We start from the raw sequence: 14,802 nt of genomic DNA, 5'->3' as shown, positions 1-14,802 counted from the left end.
ATATGAACTCCACTGTCTCCTCCAGCCTGGAACGGCGATTCACCGCGCACGGGTGATCACCCGCCACCCCGCCCGGGCCGCGTCCGCGCTACCCGGCCACGCCGACGGTGCCGGCGCGGGCTGCGCGCCCGGGCCGATCCACCACCGCCCCTCCGACCAGACCATCCGCTGGCAGTCGCCGACGCCGCCCTGTCCGACCCGCTCGGTCGACACGGTCGCGACGCCGAGCACGCAGGCCACCACGAAGTCCGGCCCGACACTTCCCTTGACCTGTCCCTGGACGACCTGGAACGCCATCCGGGCCGACCCGACGCGGTCGGCGCCGCCGAGCCTCCTGATGAGCCCGGCGACGCCCTTGGCGGGCTCCCACTCGGCTTTCGCGACGGCGCCCGGCCTCGCGGCCCACGCGTAGACCTCGTACACCCGGTCGAGGTCGATCCGGTTCAGCGCCGCCTCGTCGATCGCCACCAGCTGTCCGAGCGCTCCCTCCGGGGTGCGTGGAAACCCGGTCACGAAGGGGTGTCCGTCCGGTGCGGTGCCAGCGCCCGGCCAGGGCACCTCGATCGGCGGTCCCACCTCGGTCGTGGCCAGCGGCCTCGGAAACACCGCCGACGGCGGGAGCGGCGTCATCGGCGCGGCGGCCAGTGCGTCCTCCCTGGACCCCGCGGCCTCCGCGCCCGCCGTCGGCGCGTCCGCGCCGTCCGACGTCGCGGCGGCGGAGGAGGGGACCGCGTCAGCGCGGCCGGTCCCGTCGCGTTCTCCCCGAAGCGACGCGAGGAGCGCGTATCCGGCGCCGGCGACCAGCACCACGACGGCGATGGTGAGCGACACCACCGCGACGCCGGCCGAGATCCGGGAACCGGCCACCGTCACCTCGCGACTCGCTCCCACCGCGGACACCGGTTCCCCTCCTCCGGTCAGACGGTCTCGAACAGGGCTCTGAAAAGCCCGTACATGGTGCCGAGCAGGCCGGCCAGAAACCCGCCGAGCAACAGCCCCCGCTGGCCGTACTGGCTCCAGTCGAGGTTTCCGGTCACGCGACCGACGGCCACACAGGTGATGCCCGCGAAGCCCAGTGCGACGATGCACGCGAGCGCCATCCACTTGATCCAGCCCAGAACCATCGCCTGGTAGGGCTCGAGCACGGTCAGGACGAACGGGTTGAGGTGTCTCGGCTGCTCCCCGTTGCGCTGTGCCAGCGCGTTGAGGTACGACACGATGAAGCCGAACGCGACCAGAGCGCCCGCCGGACGGAGCAGGTAGAGCTTGCCGAGTCGGAGCCAGCCGTCCAGCCGCAGCGCGTATCCCACGGCGATCACCGCCATGCCGGTGAAACCGATGGCGAGGGCGATGTAGATGACCACCCCGTACACGAAGTCGATGAAGTCCTGGAAGTCGCTGATCACGCGGGCGTCCGCCTTCCTTCTCCCCGGCTACGGGCCGGGAGTGGTGGACAGGCTGCCGTAGACCTGGTAGATCACGCCGAACAACGCGGCCAGGAACCCGCCGAGCAGCAGTCCCCGCTGGCCGTACTTGCTCCAGTCGACGTTGCCCGTCACCCGCCCGGCCGCCATGGCCAGGATGCCCGTGAAGCCCAACGCGAAGACGCACGTGATCGCGATCCACTTCACCCAGCTGATGACGGTCCCCGCGACCCTGTCCATTCCCGGTGGAGCGGACGGCGTCGGGTCGAGACCATCCATGGTCAGCCCGGCGACGACGGTCGACGTCCACGGGAACAGCTCGCTGACAATATGGTGAAGTACCACCGGTTCTTCCTTCCACCCGCGCCCTCACGGTCGGCGTTTGGCCGTCCGGGTGAGCGTCTTGAGCAACGCGGCCCCCGCGCGGACCGAACCCGTCGGGGCGGGCTCCGTTGTCCACCCGTTCACCGCCGCGTCGGGGGATGCCGGTACGAACAGGGTCCGGCGCGCCAGGCGGGCCAGGTGCAGGCCCATGACCGCTCTGGTGCGTGCCGGCCATGACGTGCCGCCCACGACAGCGAGGCAATGCAGGTCGGCGAGACCCAGACGCCGCACACCGTCGTGGTAGCGGGTCAGCACCCCCTCGGCGAGCGCGACCGACGCGGCCGTCGGCCGCATGACGAGGACCGGGAACGTGCGCGCGGCCGAGCCCGTGGCCCACGCCAGCGGACCCGGCGACGCGTCGGACGCGGTGAGCGCCCACACATCCCAGCCGACGTCGACCACGGTGAGGTCGAAGCCGTTGGCGTCGGCGGTCACCCACGACCCGATCGACGGCACGTGCTCCGGCCGGACCGGCTCACCCGTGCCGACCGGTCGGCGCACGTCCACGACGCCCTTCGGCAACCGCCGGCTCGCCAACCGGACCGCCGCACGACGGTCACCGCGCACCGACCGGCCCTCGACCGCGCAGACGCCGGCCAGCCCGGAGCGGGCCGGATCGGCGCAGTCGACCAGAAGCACGCGCCGGCCGGTCGCCGCGGCGGCGTCGGCGACGGCCAGCGCCACACCCGACGTCCCCGCCTGGGAGTGCGCCCCCAGCACCGGCACCACCACTCCCAGCCCCAGCTCGGCCGGGTCGAACGGGCCGCCACCCGGCGGCGCCGTCGGGCGGCGGGACGGCCCCGCCTGTTCGGCCAGCACGGACATCACACCACCATCCACCTTTGTCGTATGTTGCATGTGCAGTATGGGGACGACCCCACAGCTCGTCAATAGAACCGACATAGCACAGCGCGGCGGATCAACGGCACGTTAACTAACCGGCGACGCAGGCCGGTACGACCGGCCGTTGGCATACCGTCCGCACAGGCCGGACACCGCGGCCACCCCACAGGAGGCCCCTCCGTGAGCAGTCCTTCGTAGAGCCGGAACGCCATGACAGTCGACACCAGGGGCAGGGACGCGCCATGGCGGCCCGCCAACGACACCGAGGACGCCATGGCACAGGCGATCGCCGGCAGGAACCGTGACGCCTATCTGGCGGTGCTCGCCGCCGCGTCGCTGCGGGTGCTGGTGCACGGAGCGGACGTCGGCCCGCCGCGCTGGCGTACCGCGGTGGAGCAGAACCGCGTCTTCATGGTCGCGTTCACCTCGCGCGAGGCGATGCGCATCGTCATCGGTCAGGTCCAACCGCACCTGCTGCTGGACATCGGCGGGCTGGCGACCGACTGGCCGGACCCCGCCTGGGGACTCGCGGTCGACCCGGGCCTGCCGATCGGCAGCCGGCTGCCGCAGCACATGGTGCGCCAGCTCGCCGCGCTGGGCGCGGGTCCGGCCGGCCCGCCGGTTCCGCCCGCGCCGGCGGCACCGGTCGCGCCGGCCGCGTCCCCGGCACCGGTCGCGCCGGTCCCGGATTCGGGCCCGCGCAACGGCTTCCAGGTCGTGCTGCACGGCGCCCACGTGGCGCGCTACCTCGAGGACGGCCACGACCGGGTCAGCGGGATCGCGTACCGGGAGACCGACACCGCCGGGCTGGATCCGGCGGAGCTGGCCACCCTTCCCGGCGGTCCGCCGCCGCACGTCCTGGCCGCGGAGGACGGTGCCGTCCACGTCATCCGGTGGCTTGCCTTCGGCGCGGACGCGTACAAGCCGGTCCCCGGTGGACCGATGCCCCGGCACGCGGTGACCGGCGCGCGCCTGCCACACGGCGCCCGGCTGGTCCGGATCGGGCCCGACGGCACGGAGAGCGTCGCCGGCGAGTTCGACGCCGTCGCCCGCCGGTGGCGGGCCGACCATCCGTCCACCGTGGACCCGTACCGCGGCGAGCTCGACGACGGATGGTCGGCCGGGCACGGCGACGCGCACCACCCGGCCCTGCCCGGCCCGGACGGCGTCCATCTCCGTTCGGACGGCGGGCACCGCCTGGTGGCCTGGAACGACGTGCGGTCGCTGTCCTACCGGCAGGCGTGGTGCCGCTGGCGCGGCGACGACTACGCGGTCGTGGGCGTCCACAATGGATGGCTGCGCCTGGAGCGGCTCTCCGACGCCCACGGCCAGCACTGCCGGCTCCACCGCGCCTGGGCACCCGGGCACGAGATCGAAGATCCGCACTACGTGAAGGTCGACGCCCTCCCTACCATCTAGGGGCGCGGCCGTCGTGAACCGTTCGGAGGGGGAGCGTATGCCAGTCGTCATAGGTCATTTCGGGGCCGCGGTCGCCGCCGTGTTCGGCGTCGCCGCCGCGTTCCTGTACGTCACGACCGGCTACGACCCGGAGCACCTGACCGGCCCGCGGATCGCGGCGGCCGTCGCCGTCGTCCTGCTGGGGCTGGTGTCGCGGGTGTCGATCGCGCAGGGTGGCTTCGCCACGGCCGACTTCATCGTGCGCAACAGCGGCGTGATCGGCGCCGACGCGATCGGCAGCCGGCTGCGCGCGGCCGAGGTGCGGCTCGCCGGCATCGTGCTCACCCTCGGCGTCGTCGCGACGGGCAGCGGCTGGTGGCTGACCTCCTACGGTGAAACCGCCGACCGGCTCGTGGCCGCGCTCGTCGGCGTCTGCCTGGTGCTGCGGTCGCGCCTGTTCGAGCAGACATGGCCCGCGGTCCCGCTCGCCGTCCTGGGCGCCGGCGGCGTCGGCGTCGCCGGGTACCACCTGGTCACCGAACGGCCCACGGGGGTGATGTGGCTCACCCCGGTGGCGGTCGCGTTGGCGTTCGGCGCGCTGCTCGCCGTCCTCAAGGGACTTCCGACCCGCACGGTGCCGAGCGGACCCGGTCGCCGCCTGCTCTACTGGGGTGAGACCACGGCGATGATCGCGATGATCTGCGCGCTCGCGAACGCTTTCGCCCCCGATTGGACCGGGGACAGCGCGGCCGCGCTGGACCTGGCCGGCCGGGTCACGCCGTGAAGCACTGGCCCGAGCGGGTGTATCTCGGCGACACCGCCACCGAGGTCGGTGGCGGCTCCCCCGCGGTGGAGCCGACGACCGGGCCGGCGGATCCCGAGCTGGTGGCGCTGGCCGCGATGGCCGACATCGGCATGGCCGCACCGCCGTCCCCGTGGCGGCCGCCGTTCCGGTCGGCTCCACTCGATCCGGTCCGACACGGTGGTGCGCAGGCGCCGACGGAGATGGCCGAGCCCGTCCCCGCGCCCGCTACCGAGGCAACCGACGACCGCGACGTGCCGCTCGACGGTCCCGGACCGATCGAAGGCCTCGCGTGGCGCGACGACCTGGCCTGGGTCGACGACCCGCCCGGCGACGGCCTGGGCCGGGTCGGCGCTCCCGCACCGACCCCCACGGACGGCGGAACCACCGACCTCGGCACCGAAGCCCGCCCGGACGCGACGGAACGCACAGGCCGCACAGGCGGGGAGCGCCCGTGGGCCGCCCCCGCCCGACCGGACCCGGGCCGGGCGAGCCCGTGGGCCGCCCCGTCCCGCCCCCGGTTCGCCGCGGAACGCGGACCCGCCACGGAGCCTGGACCCGCCACGGAGCGCGCACCCCTCGAGGAACGCGGACCCGTCGCCACACCCGCACACCCGTACGGTCCGGACCCGGTCGGAATCGAGATCGGCACCGACGCGCTGCCGACGTTGGCCCCGACGCTGGAACCGACACCGACACCGGCCCCGACACCGGCCCCGACACCGGCCCCGCCCCCGACGCTTCCCGCACACGCCGACCGGCCACCGCTCCCCGGAACCGTGACAGCCGCTCTCGAGCCGTGGGGCCCCGCCGCGGTGACAACATCCCCCGAGCCGTGGGGCCCGGCCGCGGTGACAGTCGCTCCCCCGCCGCCCGCACCTCCGCGGACGCTGACGCCTCCGGCACCCGCGCCGCCGCCTGCGCACCGGGGGACGTCCCGCCCGGCCATCGCCGACCGGCTGCGCGACCTCGCCGACGCCGATGGTGACAACGGGATCGGCGGTCGTCTCCTCACGATGGTGCGGACCGCCACCGGCGGGCTGGCCGACCCGGGCGCGCTGGAGGCACAGGGCCTGGACCGCGCGCTGGTCGAGGCCGTCTGCCTCACCCAGCCGCGGCCCCGCGTGATCGGAGTGCTCTCCGGCAAGGGCGGGACCGGCGCCACCACGACAGCCGCCGGGATCGCGCTCACCCTGGCCGCGTTGCGCGACGACGACACGTTGCTGGTCGACGCCCGCAGTGGCAGCGCGTCCCTGGCCACCCGGCTGGCCGGCCGCGTGGCGCCCAACGTCGCGGACCTGATCCGGGACCCGTATCTCACGCCGCTCGCCACGACGGGCGGCCTGCGTGTCCTCGACGGCACACCGTGGTTCGACGCGGCCGGCGAGGATCTGGTCACCGTGCTGGAGCCGTTGACCGGCCGGCACGGGTTCACCGTCGTGGACCTCGGCAACGACATGTCCGGCGGGGCGGGGTCGGCGCTCGCCGCGGCCGACCAGCTGGTGGTGGTCACCGGAACCGACCAGACGTCGATGGACGCGACCCGGATCGCCTTCGACCGGATCCGGCCGGGGGCCGACGGCACCCGGCTCGGCGACGCGGTCGTCGTGATCGTGTGCACGCGTCCCGGGTCACACGCCCGCATCGGCCGCATGCTGCGCGGTGAGCTCAGCGCCGACGTGGCCCGCATCGTGACGGTGCCGTACGACCGGGCCCTCGCGTCCGGCGGCCCGATCGACATGTCGCGGTTGAGCCGGCGCACGCGCCGCGCGTACCTGACGGTCGCGGCGCTTCTCGGTGACCCCCGGTGATCCCGCCGGCCCGGGCCGGAAGCGCGGAAAAGACAAGCGACTAGCTACACACGAAACCGTTCGGGGGCGATACTCTGTCTTGCGTTCACACCGGCGCGGGAGGACTCGACATGGCCCAGTACACGGTCATCATTTCGTCTGCCGACAACCAGGCGGAGACCGTCGTGTCGGTCGACTCGGTGGCCGGTGAACCGCGGGTGACGCAGGTGGCGGTCCGGTCGCGCGAGGGAGCCGACATCGCCCTGCACCCGATGCCCGACATCGACCTGCAGCTGCTCCTGCGCGCGCTGTGGCCGTCGGGCGAACCCGACGACGCGCCGCCCACCAGGGCCGCGCCCAGACGGTCCAGCGGCCGGAAGCCGGCGGCGACCACGCCGCGCACGGCACCGGCGAACGCGAAGGCGAAGTCGAAGGCCGGGACGCAGCAGCCACCCGTCCGGGCCGGGCGCGTCTACCGCCGCATGCCCGACGACCTCGCGGAGGTCTACGCCGAGCACGGCACCGTCGTTGCCGTCGCGAAACACTACGGCGTGCCGAGGCACACCGCGCAGGGGTGGATCGGTCGGCTGCGGGCCAGCAGCGCCGGGTCCGAGTAGACCCGACACCCGACGGTCTCGACCACGTGCCGACGACAGGACCCGGTTGGTTCGCCGAGATGACCCGACTGACCACGAACCTGCTCGACCCGGCCGCGCTCGCCGCCCTGAACGGCGAGCGCGACGTCGTCGCCGCGGTGCGCACTCCGCAGGAGCATCCGTGGGTGGTCGGCGTGGTCGCCAGCCGGCCCGGGGTCGGCGCGACGACCACCGCGCTCGGTACCGCCACCGTTCTCGCCGCCCTGCGCGACGACGGTGTCGCGGTGGCCGGCATCCGGGCCGCGGACGCGCGCCTGACCACCCCGATCGGCCACCCACCCACCCGGCGGCTGTCCGACCTGGGTGCCAGCGTGCCCGGCGACGTGCCGACGGCGGCCGGCGTCCTGGTCGTGGGCGGACCGGCGGCCGGCCACCCGATGCTCGACGCCGAACTGCACAACGCCGTCGACGTGCTGACCTTCGGCCACCGCTACCTGCTGTTCGACATCGGCGACGACCGGTCCGACGTCGGGCAGGCCGCGCTCGCCTGTGTCGACGCGGTCGTGCTGGTCACCGACTCCGCCGACCAGGTCGAGCCGGCGCTCGACCGGATCCTGCGCGCCGCTCCGGGCGTCGGCGGAACGACCGCCGCCGCCATCGTCGGTGGTCGCGGCGTCGACCGGCACCGCACCGTCGAGCGCCTGCGCGGGTTCGACGTGACGGCCGACCGCGTCGTGGAGGTCCCCGGTGGCCCCGTACGCACGGCCACCAGGGTCGCGTACCTGCAGCTCGCAGCCCTGTTGGGCGCCGCCACCCGGTCATGATCCTTCGCGGTGATAACATCGACCGCGAGGTATCTGCTTTGGGGGCTGCGTGCGGATTCTTCTCGTCGAAGATGACTTCCGGCTCTCCAGCGTCGTCGTGTCGACCCTCAGGCGCGCCGGCTACGAGGTCACCCACGTGCCGACGGTCGCCGATGCCCTGACGGCGCCGACCTGCGACCTCATCCTGCTCGACCTCAACCTGCCCGACGGCGACGGGCTCGCGCTGTGCCGCCGGCTGCGCCGCGACAGCGACGTGCCGATCATCGTGCTGACCGCGCGCGGCGACGAGAACGCCCGCATCGCCGGCCTCCACAGCGGCGCCGACGACTACATGGTCAAGCCGTTCAGCCTCGGTGAGATGCGGGCACGGATGGACGCGGTGCTGCGGCGCGCCCGACCCCGCGCGGCCGGCGTGCGGGACCTCGGCCCGCTCCGCGTCGACCTCGACGGCCGCGCGGCCACCGTCGACGAGGTGCCGGTTCCGTTGACCCGCAAGGAGTTCCACCTTCTGGCTCTGCTGGCCGCCGAACCGGGTGTGGTGGTCAACCGCGACCGTCTCATCGCCGAGGTGTGGTTGGCGTCGGGGCCGGGCGTCTCCCGCTCGCTCGACGTGCACATGGCCCGGCTACGGACCAAACTGGGCGATGCCGTCCGCCTGGAGACCATCCGCGGCGTCGGCTACCGGATCACGCCGGCCCGCCGGACGCCTGTCACCGACTGAATACCTGCGGGGGTCACCCGCCGCTTCCCGATGGCGTTGGCACCCTGACCCCGGGCACGTACCGGCCCAGAATGGCGTCGCCCAGGACCGTCGCGACACCTCCGAGAACCGGGCGGACGCGCCGGTCGAACCGTTCGTCGTCACTGGCGTAGGGGCTCATTCTGAGGATCAGCCGCAGTTCCACGTCGACACCGCGGGTGTCGAGCACCCCGTCCCACCCCAGGACGTGACTGGTGGACCGTCGCACGCGCAGCGTCAGCCCCGACTCGAGCGGAATGGTGGCCGTGTCGCACCGGTCCGGAGTGCCGGCGGTCGGGCTCGAGGTCCCGTCGGGCCGTAGGCGGAGATCGATGCCGAGCTCGTAGTCGGTCGGTGGATCGCCGTCGGGCTCGTACCGCCACGTGCCGCGACAGCCGGCGTGGAGCGGATCCTGTGCGTTCGACGTCCGCTCTGCACTGGCCCGAACGTAGCGGAGCGCGTCGACGCACGCCTGCCGAGAATCGCCGTGTCCATCGGTGGACCGGTGGGCGGGACCGGAACGGACACGACCGGGCTGGACCCCCGGTGTCCGGCTCATCGGTCCCCCATCGACACGCGGAGATGCCAACCTAGCACCGCGTGCGGACGATCCCGTGGCGCGCCAACCACCCGCGTCGACGTCAGAGCGCGGCGCTGAACGTCGCCAGGTTGCGCGCCCGCGTCGCCAGGTCGGAGAAGTCCTCGTCCGGGAACGCCGCGGCGAGGAAGTCGACATGCCGACGAAGGTCGGGCCGGTGGGGTCCGGAGAACCAGGGATCGGCCGGGTCGGCGTAGAGGTACTGCCAGTGCAGGAAACCGCGGGTGCGGAGCATGGCGTCGAGATAACCGCGGTATCCGGCGCCGTCGAAGCCGTAGAGCGTGTGCTCCCCGCAGTCCACCGGGTCGTAGGCGTCGAGCCGACTCGAGGCGGGCCTGCGGCTGCCCGGCCACTGCGCCGCGGTCACGTGGTCCGGGACCCGGCCGACGCACACCATGGCCAGGTTGGTCAGCCAGAACTCGCCACCGATCGACCGGTCCCCGACCGCCGACCACGCCAACCCCAGGCCGTCGAACCGGTGGAAGTTACGACCCATCCCCACGCCGAAGTCGATGCCCGCAACGGTCCGGATCGTGTCGAGCATGTGCCCGGGTCCGGTCAGCCAGGCGGTGACCGATCCCTCCACGGCCAGGTCCACCCGGAACGCGGGATGCGACCGCACCTCCGCCAGGGTCGCCCGCACCCGCTCTTCGAACTCCGTCATCCACTCCCCCGCGCCGACGACCCGCGATGACCGGTCGGACGCCGGTCAGCCCGCGGCGTGCTCGGCATCGTCGAGCCACCGCAGGTACCACGCCGCGAAGTTTACGGACGTCGAGCCGCCCGGACCGACCACCGGGCGCAGGTCGAGACAGTCGGCCCGCGGATCGTCCCACATCTGCCCCCGGGCGGGCCCGCTCACCACGAGCCACGTGCGCTGGGCGCAGCCGAGGTGCTCCAGGCAGATCGCCCCACCCGGACAGAGGATGGATCCGGCGCCAGCGACGATCGGGTCCCGCCGGGACCGAAACTTTCGTGATGCACGCGTCGCACGACTGACGAAGCGCTCACTCATTCGGTGCCCACACCGGCGCTGACCTCGGTCCCATCACGCTTTACACACCCCGGGTCGAGAAATATGTTTCCGAAATATTTCTGAAAGGTGTTGCCCGTGAGCAGGGCGGATGGCAGCATCGACGATGCTTAATTTCTCACCCCCAACATCGGTCCCCGCCACTGCCGGGCGCTGGCCTGAAAAGGAGATCACGGTGGTCACAAGCCCTTCCGCCCCACCGGGCGGGCCCCGGCGGAAGAGATCGCAGGTCAGCAGAGTGCTGACCGCCGGTGTGGTCGGCGTCCTGGCGGCGGCCACGGCCGTGGTGGCCATGACGTCGGCGAACGCGGCGGAGAGCACCCTGGGTGCGGCGGCCGCGCAGTCGGGCCGCTACTTCGGCACGGCGATCGCCGCCAGCCGGCTCAGCAACTCGCAGTACAGCACGATCGCCGGTCGCGAGTTCAACATGATCACGGCCGAGAACGAGATGAAGCCGGACGCCACCCAACCCCAGCGGGGGCAGTTCAACTTCAACTCCGGCGACCAGATCTACAACTGGGCCACCCAGCGCGGGCTGAAGGTACGCGGCCACACCCTCGCCTGGCACGCGCAGCAGCCCGGGTGGATGCAGAGCCTGTCCGGCTCCGCCCTCCGCCAGGCGATGATCGACCACATCAACGGGGTGATGGCCCACTACCGGGGCAAGTTGCACTCGTGGGACGTGGTCAACGAGGCGTTCAACGAGGACGGCAGCCGCCGCTCGTCGAACCTTCAGGGGACCGGCAACGACTGGATCGAGGTGGCGTTCCGCACCGCCCGTGCCGCCGACCCGACCACGAAGCTCTGCTACAACGACTACAACATCGAGAACTGGTCGTACGGCAAGACCCAGGGCGTCTACCGCATGATCCAGGACTTCAAGTCACGGGGCGTGCCGATCGACTGCGTCGGGCTGCAGACCCACTTCACCGGCGGCAGCTCGCTGCCGAGCAACTTCCAGACGACGCTGTCGAGCTTCGCCGCCCTCGGCGTGGACGTGGCCCTGACCGAGGTCGACGTCACCAACTCCTCGACATCGCAGTACGCCGGCCTGACCCAGGCGTGCCTGAACGTGCCGCGCTGCATCGGGATCACGGTGTGGGGCGTGCGTGACAGCGACTCGTGGCGGTCCGGCGAGAGCCCGCTGCTGTTCGACGGCAACGGAAACAAGAAGGCCGCGTACACGTCGGTGCTGAACGCCCTCAACTCCGCCGCCCCCACCACGCCGAGCTCGGGCCCGTCCTCGAGTTCGTCGCCCGGCCAGCCGGGTGGCTCGGGCACGATCGCCGGAGTGGCGTCGGGCCGGTGCATCGACGTGCCGAACGCGTCGCAGACCAACAACACGCGGGTACAGCTCTACGACTGCCACGGACAGACCAACCAGCAGTGGACCTACACCTCGGGTAAGCAGCTGCGGGTCTACGCCAACAAGTGTCTCGACGCCAGCGGCGGCGCGACGGCCAACGGCACCGGCATCATCATCTACGACTGCAACGGCCAGGCCAACCAGCAGTGGAACATCAACGCCAACGGCACGATCAGCGGTGTGGCGTCGGGCCGGTGCCTGGACGTGTGGGGCACTGCCAACGGGCAGCAGGTCCAGCTGTACGACTGCCACGGGCAGACCAACCAGCAGTGGCGGACCAACTTCTCGGGTGGCCCGTCCTCCGGGCCGTCGGGGTCGCAGTCCTCGTCGGCCCCGCCCCAGACCGGCTGCGCGCTTCCCTCGACGTACCGCTGGTCGTCGACCGGGCCGCTGACGAACCCGCAGAACGGGTGGCTGTCGCTCAAGGACTTCACCAACGTCGTCTACCAGGGCAAGCACCTGGTCTACGCGACGAACGTCAACAGCTCCGGCAACTACGGCTCGATGAACTTCGGTCTGTTCACGAACTGGTCGGACATGGCCTCAGCCAGCCAGAACGCCATGAGCCAGGGCACCGTGGCACCCACGCTGTTCTACTTCGCGCCACGGAACGTGTGGATCCTGGCGTACCAGTGGGGCCCGACCTCGTTCAGCTACAAGACGTCGAGCGACCCGACCAACCCCAACGGCTGGTCCTCGGCACAGACGCTGTCCACCGCCAGCCTTCCCGACGCCCCGTACGGCGTGATCGACCAGACCGTCATCGCCGACGACCAGAACATCTACCTGTTCTTCGCCGGTGACAACGGCAAGATCTACCGGCAGAGCATGCCGATCGGGAACTTCCCCGGCAGTTTCGGCTCGAACTACACGACGATCATGACCGACACCGTGCAGAACCTGTTCGAAGGGGTCGAGGTCTACAAGGTGCAGGGCCAGAACCAGTACCTGATGATCGTCGAGGCGCGGAGCAGCTCCGAGCAGCGCTACTTCCGCTCGTTCACGTCCACCAGCCTCAGCGGGTCGTGGACCCCGCAGGCCGCCACCGAGAACAACCCGTTCGCCGGTAGGGTCAACGCGGGCGCCACCTGGACCAACGACATCAGCCACGGTGACCTGGTCCGCACCAACCCCGACCAGACCAAGACCGTCGACGCGTGCAACCTCCAGCTCCTCTACCAGGGGAAGGACCCCAGCGCCGGAGGCGACTACAACCGGCTGCCGTGGCGGCCCGGTGTACTGACCCTGCAACGCTAGGAAAAGCCCGACCGACCCAGCGTGTCCGGCGCCGCCCAGGTGCCGGACACGCTGGCGTATCCGGCGGGCTCGTCGCGCGGCTACCGGATCCGGATGAGCGGACCTCGACGCCACGTGCGAGCTGGCACGATCGGCATCATGGCCGACGAGCGTCGCTACCCCTTCGTTCCACGATCCAACAGGTACCTCGAAGCCGGTCAATACTGGGCGGTCCCACTGTCGAACGGACGCTTCGCGTGCGGACGGGTCATGGCGGTGCCGGCCTTCGGCCCCAAGGACCGGGTCGGTGCCGTCATCGGGTTGATGGACTGGGTCGGCGACGATCCGCCCACCGCCGACCGGATCGCCGGTCACCAGGTCCTCGAACAGGCCAAGTCCCGGTTCGACGCGATCACCCGCACGGGCGGCGACGTGCTCGGCACCAGGCCACTCGAACTCGACGGCCTGGTGCCGATCCTGTACGACGGCGTCCACGTCGGAGCGGTCGCCAGAGTCTGGGGCTCCCTGGCGATCAGCGACCTCGCCGAGCGGTACCTCATCCCGTGACGGGCAGCCTTCCCCGCGGGGTCAGCGGACCACCACGAACCGCCACTTCTGGTAGAGGCTGGACGACGAGGTCGCGTTCATCCGAACGCCCTGGCTGACACTGCCGTCCAGGGAACGGCGGACGCCGTACGCCAGGTTCGACAGGTGGTTCCCCGATTCGTCCTCTATCCACTCCTGCCAGTCGTTCTCGTTGCACGGCAGCAGCCGCGCACCGGACGAGACGCTGCCGTCCAGGCAGTACCGGAAGTCGCTGCCGACGTTCCTGAGCTCGAACGAGTGCAGGCCGATCCAGATCTGGGCCCATTGCTGGTAACGGCTGGCGGTGTTGCACCTCATCATGCGGACGCCCTGGGAGACACTGCCGTCCAGGCAGAGCGTCGAACTGCTGCCGTTCTTCAGCCAGACGCCCTCCGCGGGCGCCGCGGCGCGGGCCGGTTGGACGATCGTCGACGGGGCCAGCACCAGCGCGACGACGGCGGTCGCGAACCGGGCGAGCACACTTCTACGCACATCATTCCCTTCGAGAGTCGGACCACGATCGTGCCCGGGCGGATCGCAGCGGGTCCGGATCACAAACGAATCCAAACGTCGAGGTCGGTTTCCCCCGTTCACCGACGCGTAGATTGACCGCCGTGGAATCGGACTTCACCCGCCTGCAGACCGCGTTCGACGTGTTGGAGGCCCGCGGCTACGGGGACAACCGGGCGTCCGGGTGGGGCATCTGCTGCACGTCGTGTGCGCATGCCGAAGCCGACCGGGGACCGAAGGGCTACGTGGTCACCCCACCAGCAGTCCTACGGCAGCGCCTTCTGGAGCGGGCCGTCGGGCCAGCCGTGGCCGGACGTGGTGGTGGCCGAGGTCGACGCGGCCCGTCCGCATCTGCTGCCCCACCTGCGCGACGCCGACGCGGCGCTCGCCGACCGCGACGACCTGACCGACGCCGAGCGGGACCAGCTCGCCCACGCGTTGCGCACCGCGTGGCTGGCCACCACCCCCGACCGGCGGTGGCTCGACGAGGGCCTGGCCTACGAGCGCGAACACCGCTGGCACACCCTGCGCGCACCGCTGTGCCTGTACTGGCACGCAGACGGAGGTCCCGACGAACCGGTCGACGTCCTGCGCGCCGCGGGCCTGACCGTCGACCCGCCCGGGAACGACGGCACGGCCATCGTCGTCCGCCCTGCCGGCGGGCCGCACCCGCC

17 protein-coding genes are annotated in these 14,802 nt (G+C 71.9%); 9 read left to right on the top strand and 8 right to left on the bottom strand.

The features are described from left to right. Window positions 1-39: 39 nt before the first annotated feature. From Voc01_RS27710 to Voc01_RS27695, 4 genes are read right to left on the bottom strand one after another with little or no spacing between them, the layout of a single operon-like run. A complete protein-coding gene (locus tag Voc01_RS27710) occupies window positions 40-900 on the bottom strand; it encodes a hypothetical protein (RefSeq protein ID WP_239160536.1) in 861 nt (286 codons plus the stop codon). 17 nt (window positions 901-917) lie between these two features. Continuing rightward, entirely contained in the window at window positions 918-1,406 is a 489-nt protein-coding gene (locus Voc01_RS27705) for a hypothetical protein (RefSeq protein ID WP_203930505.1), read from the bottom strand. Window positions 1,407-1,433: 27 nt separating this feature from the next. Continuing rightward, window positions 1,434-1,769 (bottom strand): hypothetical protein, encoded by a 336-nt coding sequence (locus Voc01_RS27700; protein ID WP_203930504.1) that lies wholly within the window; start codon window positions 1,767-1,769, stop codon window positions 1,434-1,436. Between the two features lie 24 nt (window positions 1,770-1,793). Continuing rightward, the gene (locus Voc01_RS27695) at window positions 1,794-2,633 is read right to left on the bottom strand and encodes a hypothetical protein (RefSeq protein WP_203930503.1); all 840 of its coding nucleotides are present in this window, start codon (window positions 2,631-2,633) and stop codon (window positions 1,794-1,796) included. A gap of 228 nt (window positions 2,634-2,861) precedes the next feature. Between Voc01_RS27695 and Voc01_RS27690 the strand changes: the two genes are divergently transcribed. The 6 genes from Voc01_RS27690 to Voc01_RS27665 all read left to right on the top strand — a co-directional run bounded on the left by Voc01_RS27690 (window position 2,862) and on the right by Voc01_RS27665 (window position 8,782). Further along, window positions 2,862-4,070, top strand: coding sequence for an SseB family protein (locus tag Voc01_RS27690; RefSeq protein WP_203930502.1), 1,209 nt, complete (start codon window positions 2,862-2,864; stop codon window positions 4,068-4,070). 37 nt (window positions 4,071-4,107) lie between these two features. After that, the gene (locus Voc01_RS27685) at window positions 4,108-4,833 is read left to right on the top strand and encodes a hypothetical protein (protein ID WP_203930501.1); all 726 of its coding nucleotides are present in this window, start codon (window positions 4,108-4,110) and stop codon (window positions 4,831-4,833) included. After that, window positions 4,830-6,662, top strand: coding sequence for a hypothetical protein (locus Voc01_RS27680; RefSeq protein ID WP_203930500.1), 1,833 nt, complete (start codon window positions 4,830-4,832; stop codon window positions 6,660-6,662). Before Voc01_RS27685 ends, Voc01_RS27680 begins: the two co-directional genes overlap by 4 nt. Window positions 6,663-6,772: 110 nt before the next feature. After that, the gene (locus Voc01_RS27675; protein WP_203930499.1) at window positions 6,773-7,258 is read left to right on the top strand and encodes an NADH-quinone oxidoreductase subunit E; all 486 of its coding nucleotides are present in this window, start codon (window positions 6,773-6,775) and stop codon (window positions 7,256-7,258) included. A 59-nt stretch (window positions 7,259-7,317) separates the two neighbouring features. Further along, window positions 7,318-8,061: a hypothetical protein gene (locus Voc01_RS27670; protein WP_203930498.1), complete on the top strand. Its 744-nt coding sequence runs from the start codon at window positions 7,318-7,320 to the stop codon at window positions 8,059-8,061. A gap of 49 nt (window positions 8,062-8,110) precedes the next feature. Further along, complete coding sequence (locus Voc01_RS27665) at window positions 8,111-8,782, top strand: response regulator transcription factor (RefSeq protein ID WP_203930497.1); 672 nt, start codon at window positions 8,111-8,113, stop codon at window positions 8,780-8,782. Window positions 8,783-8,795: 13 nt separating this feature from the next. Here Voc01_RS27665 and Voc01_RS27660 read toward each other — a convergent pair whose 3' ends face one another. The 3 genes from Voc01_RS27660 to Voc01_RS27650 all read right to left on the bottom strand — a co-directional run bounded on the left by Voc01_RS27660 (window position 8,796) and on the right by Voc01_RS27650 (window position 10,260). Beyond that, window positions 8,796-9,359, bottom strand: coding sequence for a hypothetical protein (locus Voc01_RS27660; RefSeq protein WP_203930496.1), 564 nt, complete (start codon window positions 9,357-9,359; stop codon window positions 8,796-8,798). An 82-nt stretch (window positions 9,360-9,441) separates the two neighbouring features. Next, window positions 9,442-10,062, bottom strand: coding sequence for a hypothetical protein (locus Voc01_RS27655; RefSeq protein ID WP_203930495.1), 621 nt, complete (start codon window positions 10,060-10,062; stop codon window positions 9,442-9,444). A 45-nt stretch (window positions 10,063-10,107) separates the two neighbouring features. Next, window positions 10,108-10,260 carry a hypothetical protein gene (locus Voc01_RS27650; RefSeq protein WP_203930494.1) on the bottom strand — a complete coding sequence of 51 codons (153 nt, stop codon included), beginning with the start codon at window positions 10,258-10,260 and terminating at the stop codon, window positions 10,108-10,110. Window positions 10,261-10,606: 346 nt separating this feature from the next. Between Voc01_RS27650 and Voc01_RS27645 the strand changes: the two genes are divergently transcribed. Beyond that, window positions 10,607-13,054 (top strand): non-reducing end alpha-L-arabinofuranosidase family hydrolase, encoded by a 2,448-nt coding sequence (locus Voc01_RS27645; RefSeq protein WP_239160535.1) that lies wholly within the window; start codon window positions 10,607-10,609, stop codon window positions 13,052-13,054. 21 nt (window positions 13,055-13,075) lie between these two features. Next, window positions 13,076-13,600, top strand: a complete 525-nt coding sequence (locus Voc01_RS27640; RefSeq protein WP_203930492.1) for a hypothetical protein — start codon at window positions 13,076-13,078, stop codon at window positions 13,598-13,600. A gap of 21 nt (window positions 13,601-13,621) precedes the next feature. Here the strand turns inward: Voc01_RS27640 and Voc01_RS27635 are convergent, their stop codons facing one another. Further along, window positions 13,622-14,110 (bottom strand): RICIN domain-containing protein, encoded by a 489-nt coding sequence (locus tag Voc01_RS27635; RefSeq protein WP_203930491.1) that lies wholly within the window; start codon window positions 14,108-14,110, stop codon window positions 13,622-13,624. Between the two features lie 231 nt (window positions 14,111-14,341). Here Voc01_RS27635 and Voc01_RS27630 point away from each other — a divergent pair. Then, window positions 14,342-14,802, top strand: a 461-nt coding sequence (locus Voc01_RS27630; protein WP_203930490.1) for a hypothetical protein, incomplete at its 3' end; no start/stop codon positions are given.

Source organism: Virgisporangium ochraceum, assembly GCF_016863655.1.
Taxonomy (GTDB): domain Bacteria; phylum Actinomycetota; class Actinomycetes; order Mycobacteriales; family Micromonosporaceae; genus Virgisporangium; species Virgisporangium ochraceum.
Note: the sequence above shows the minus strand (reverse complement) of the source record. Positions and strands in the feature narration are given on the sequence as shown.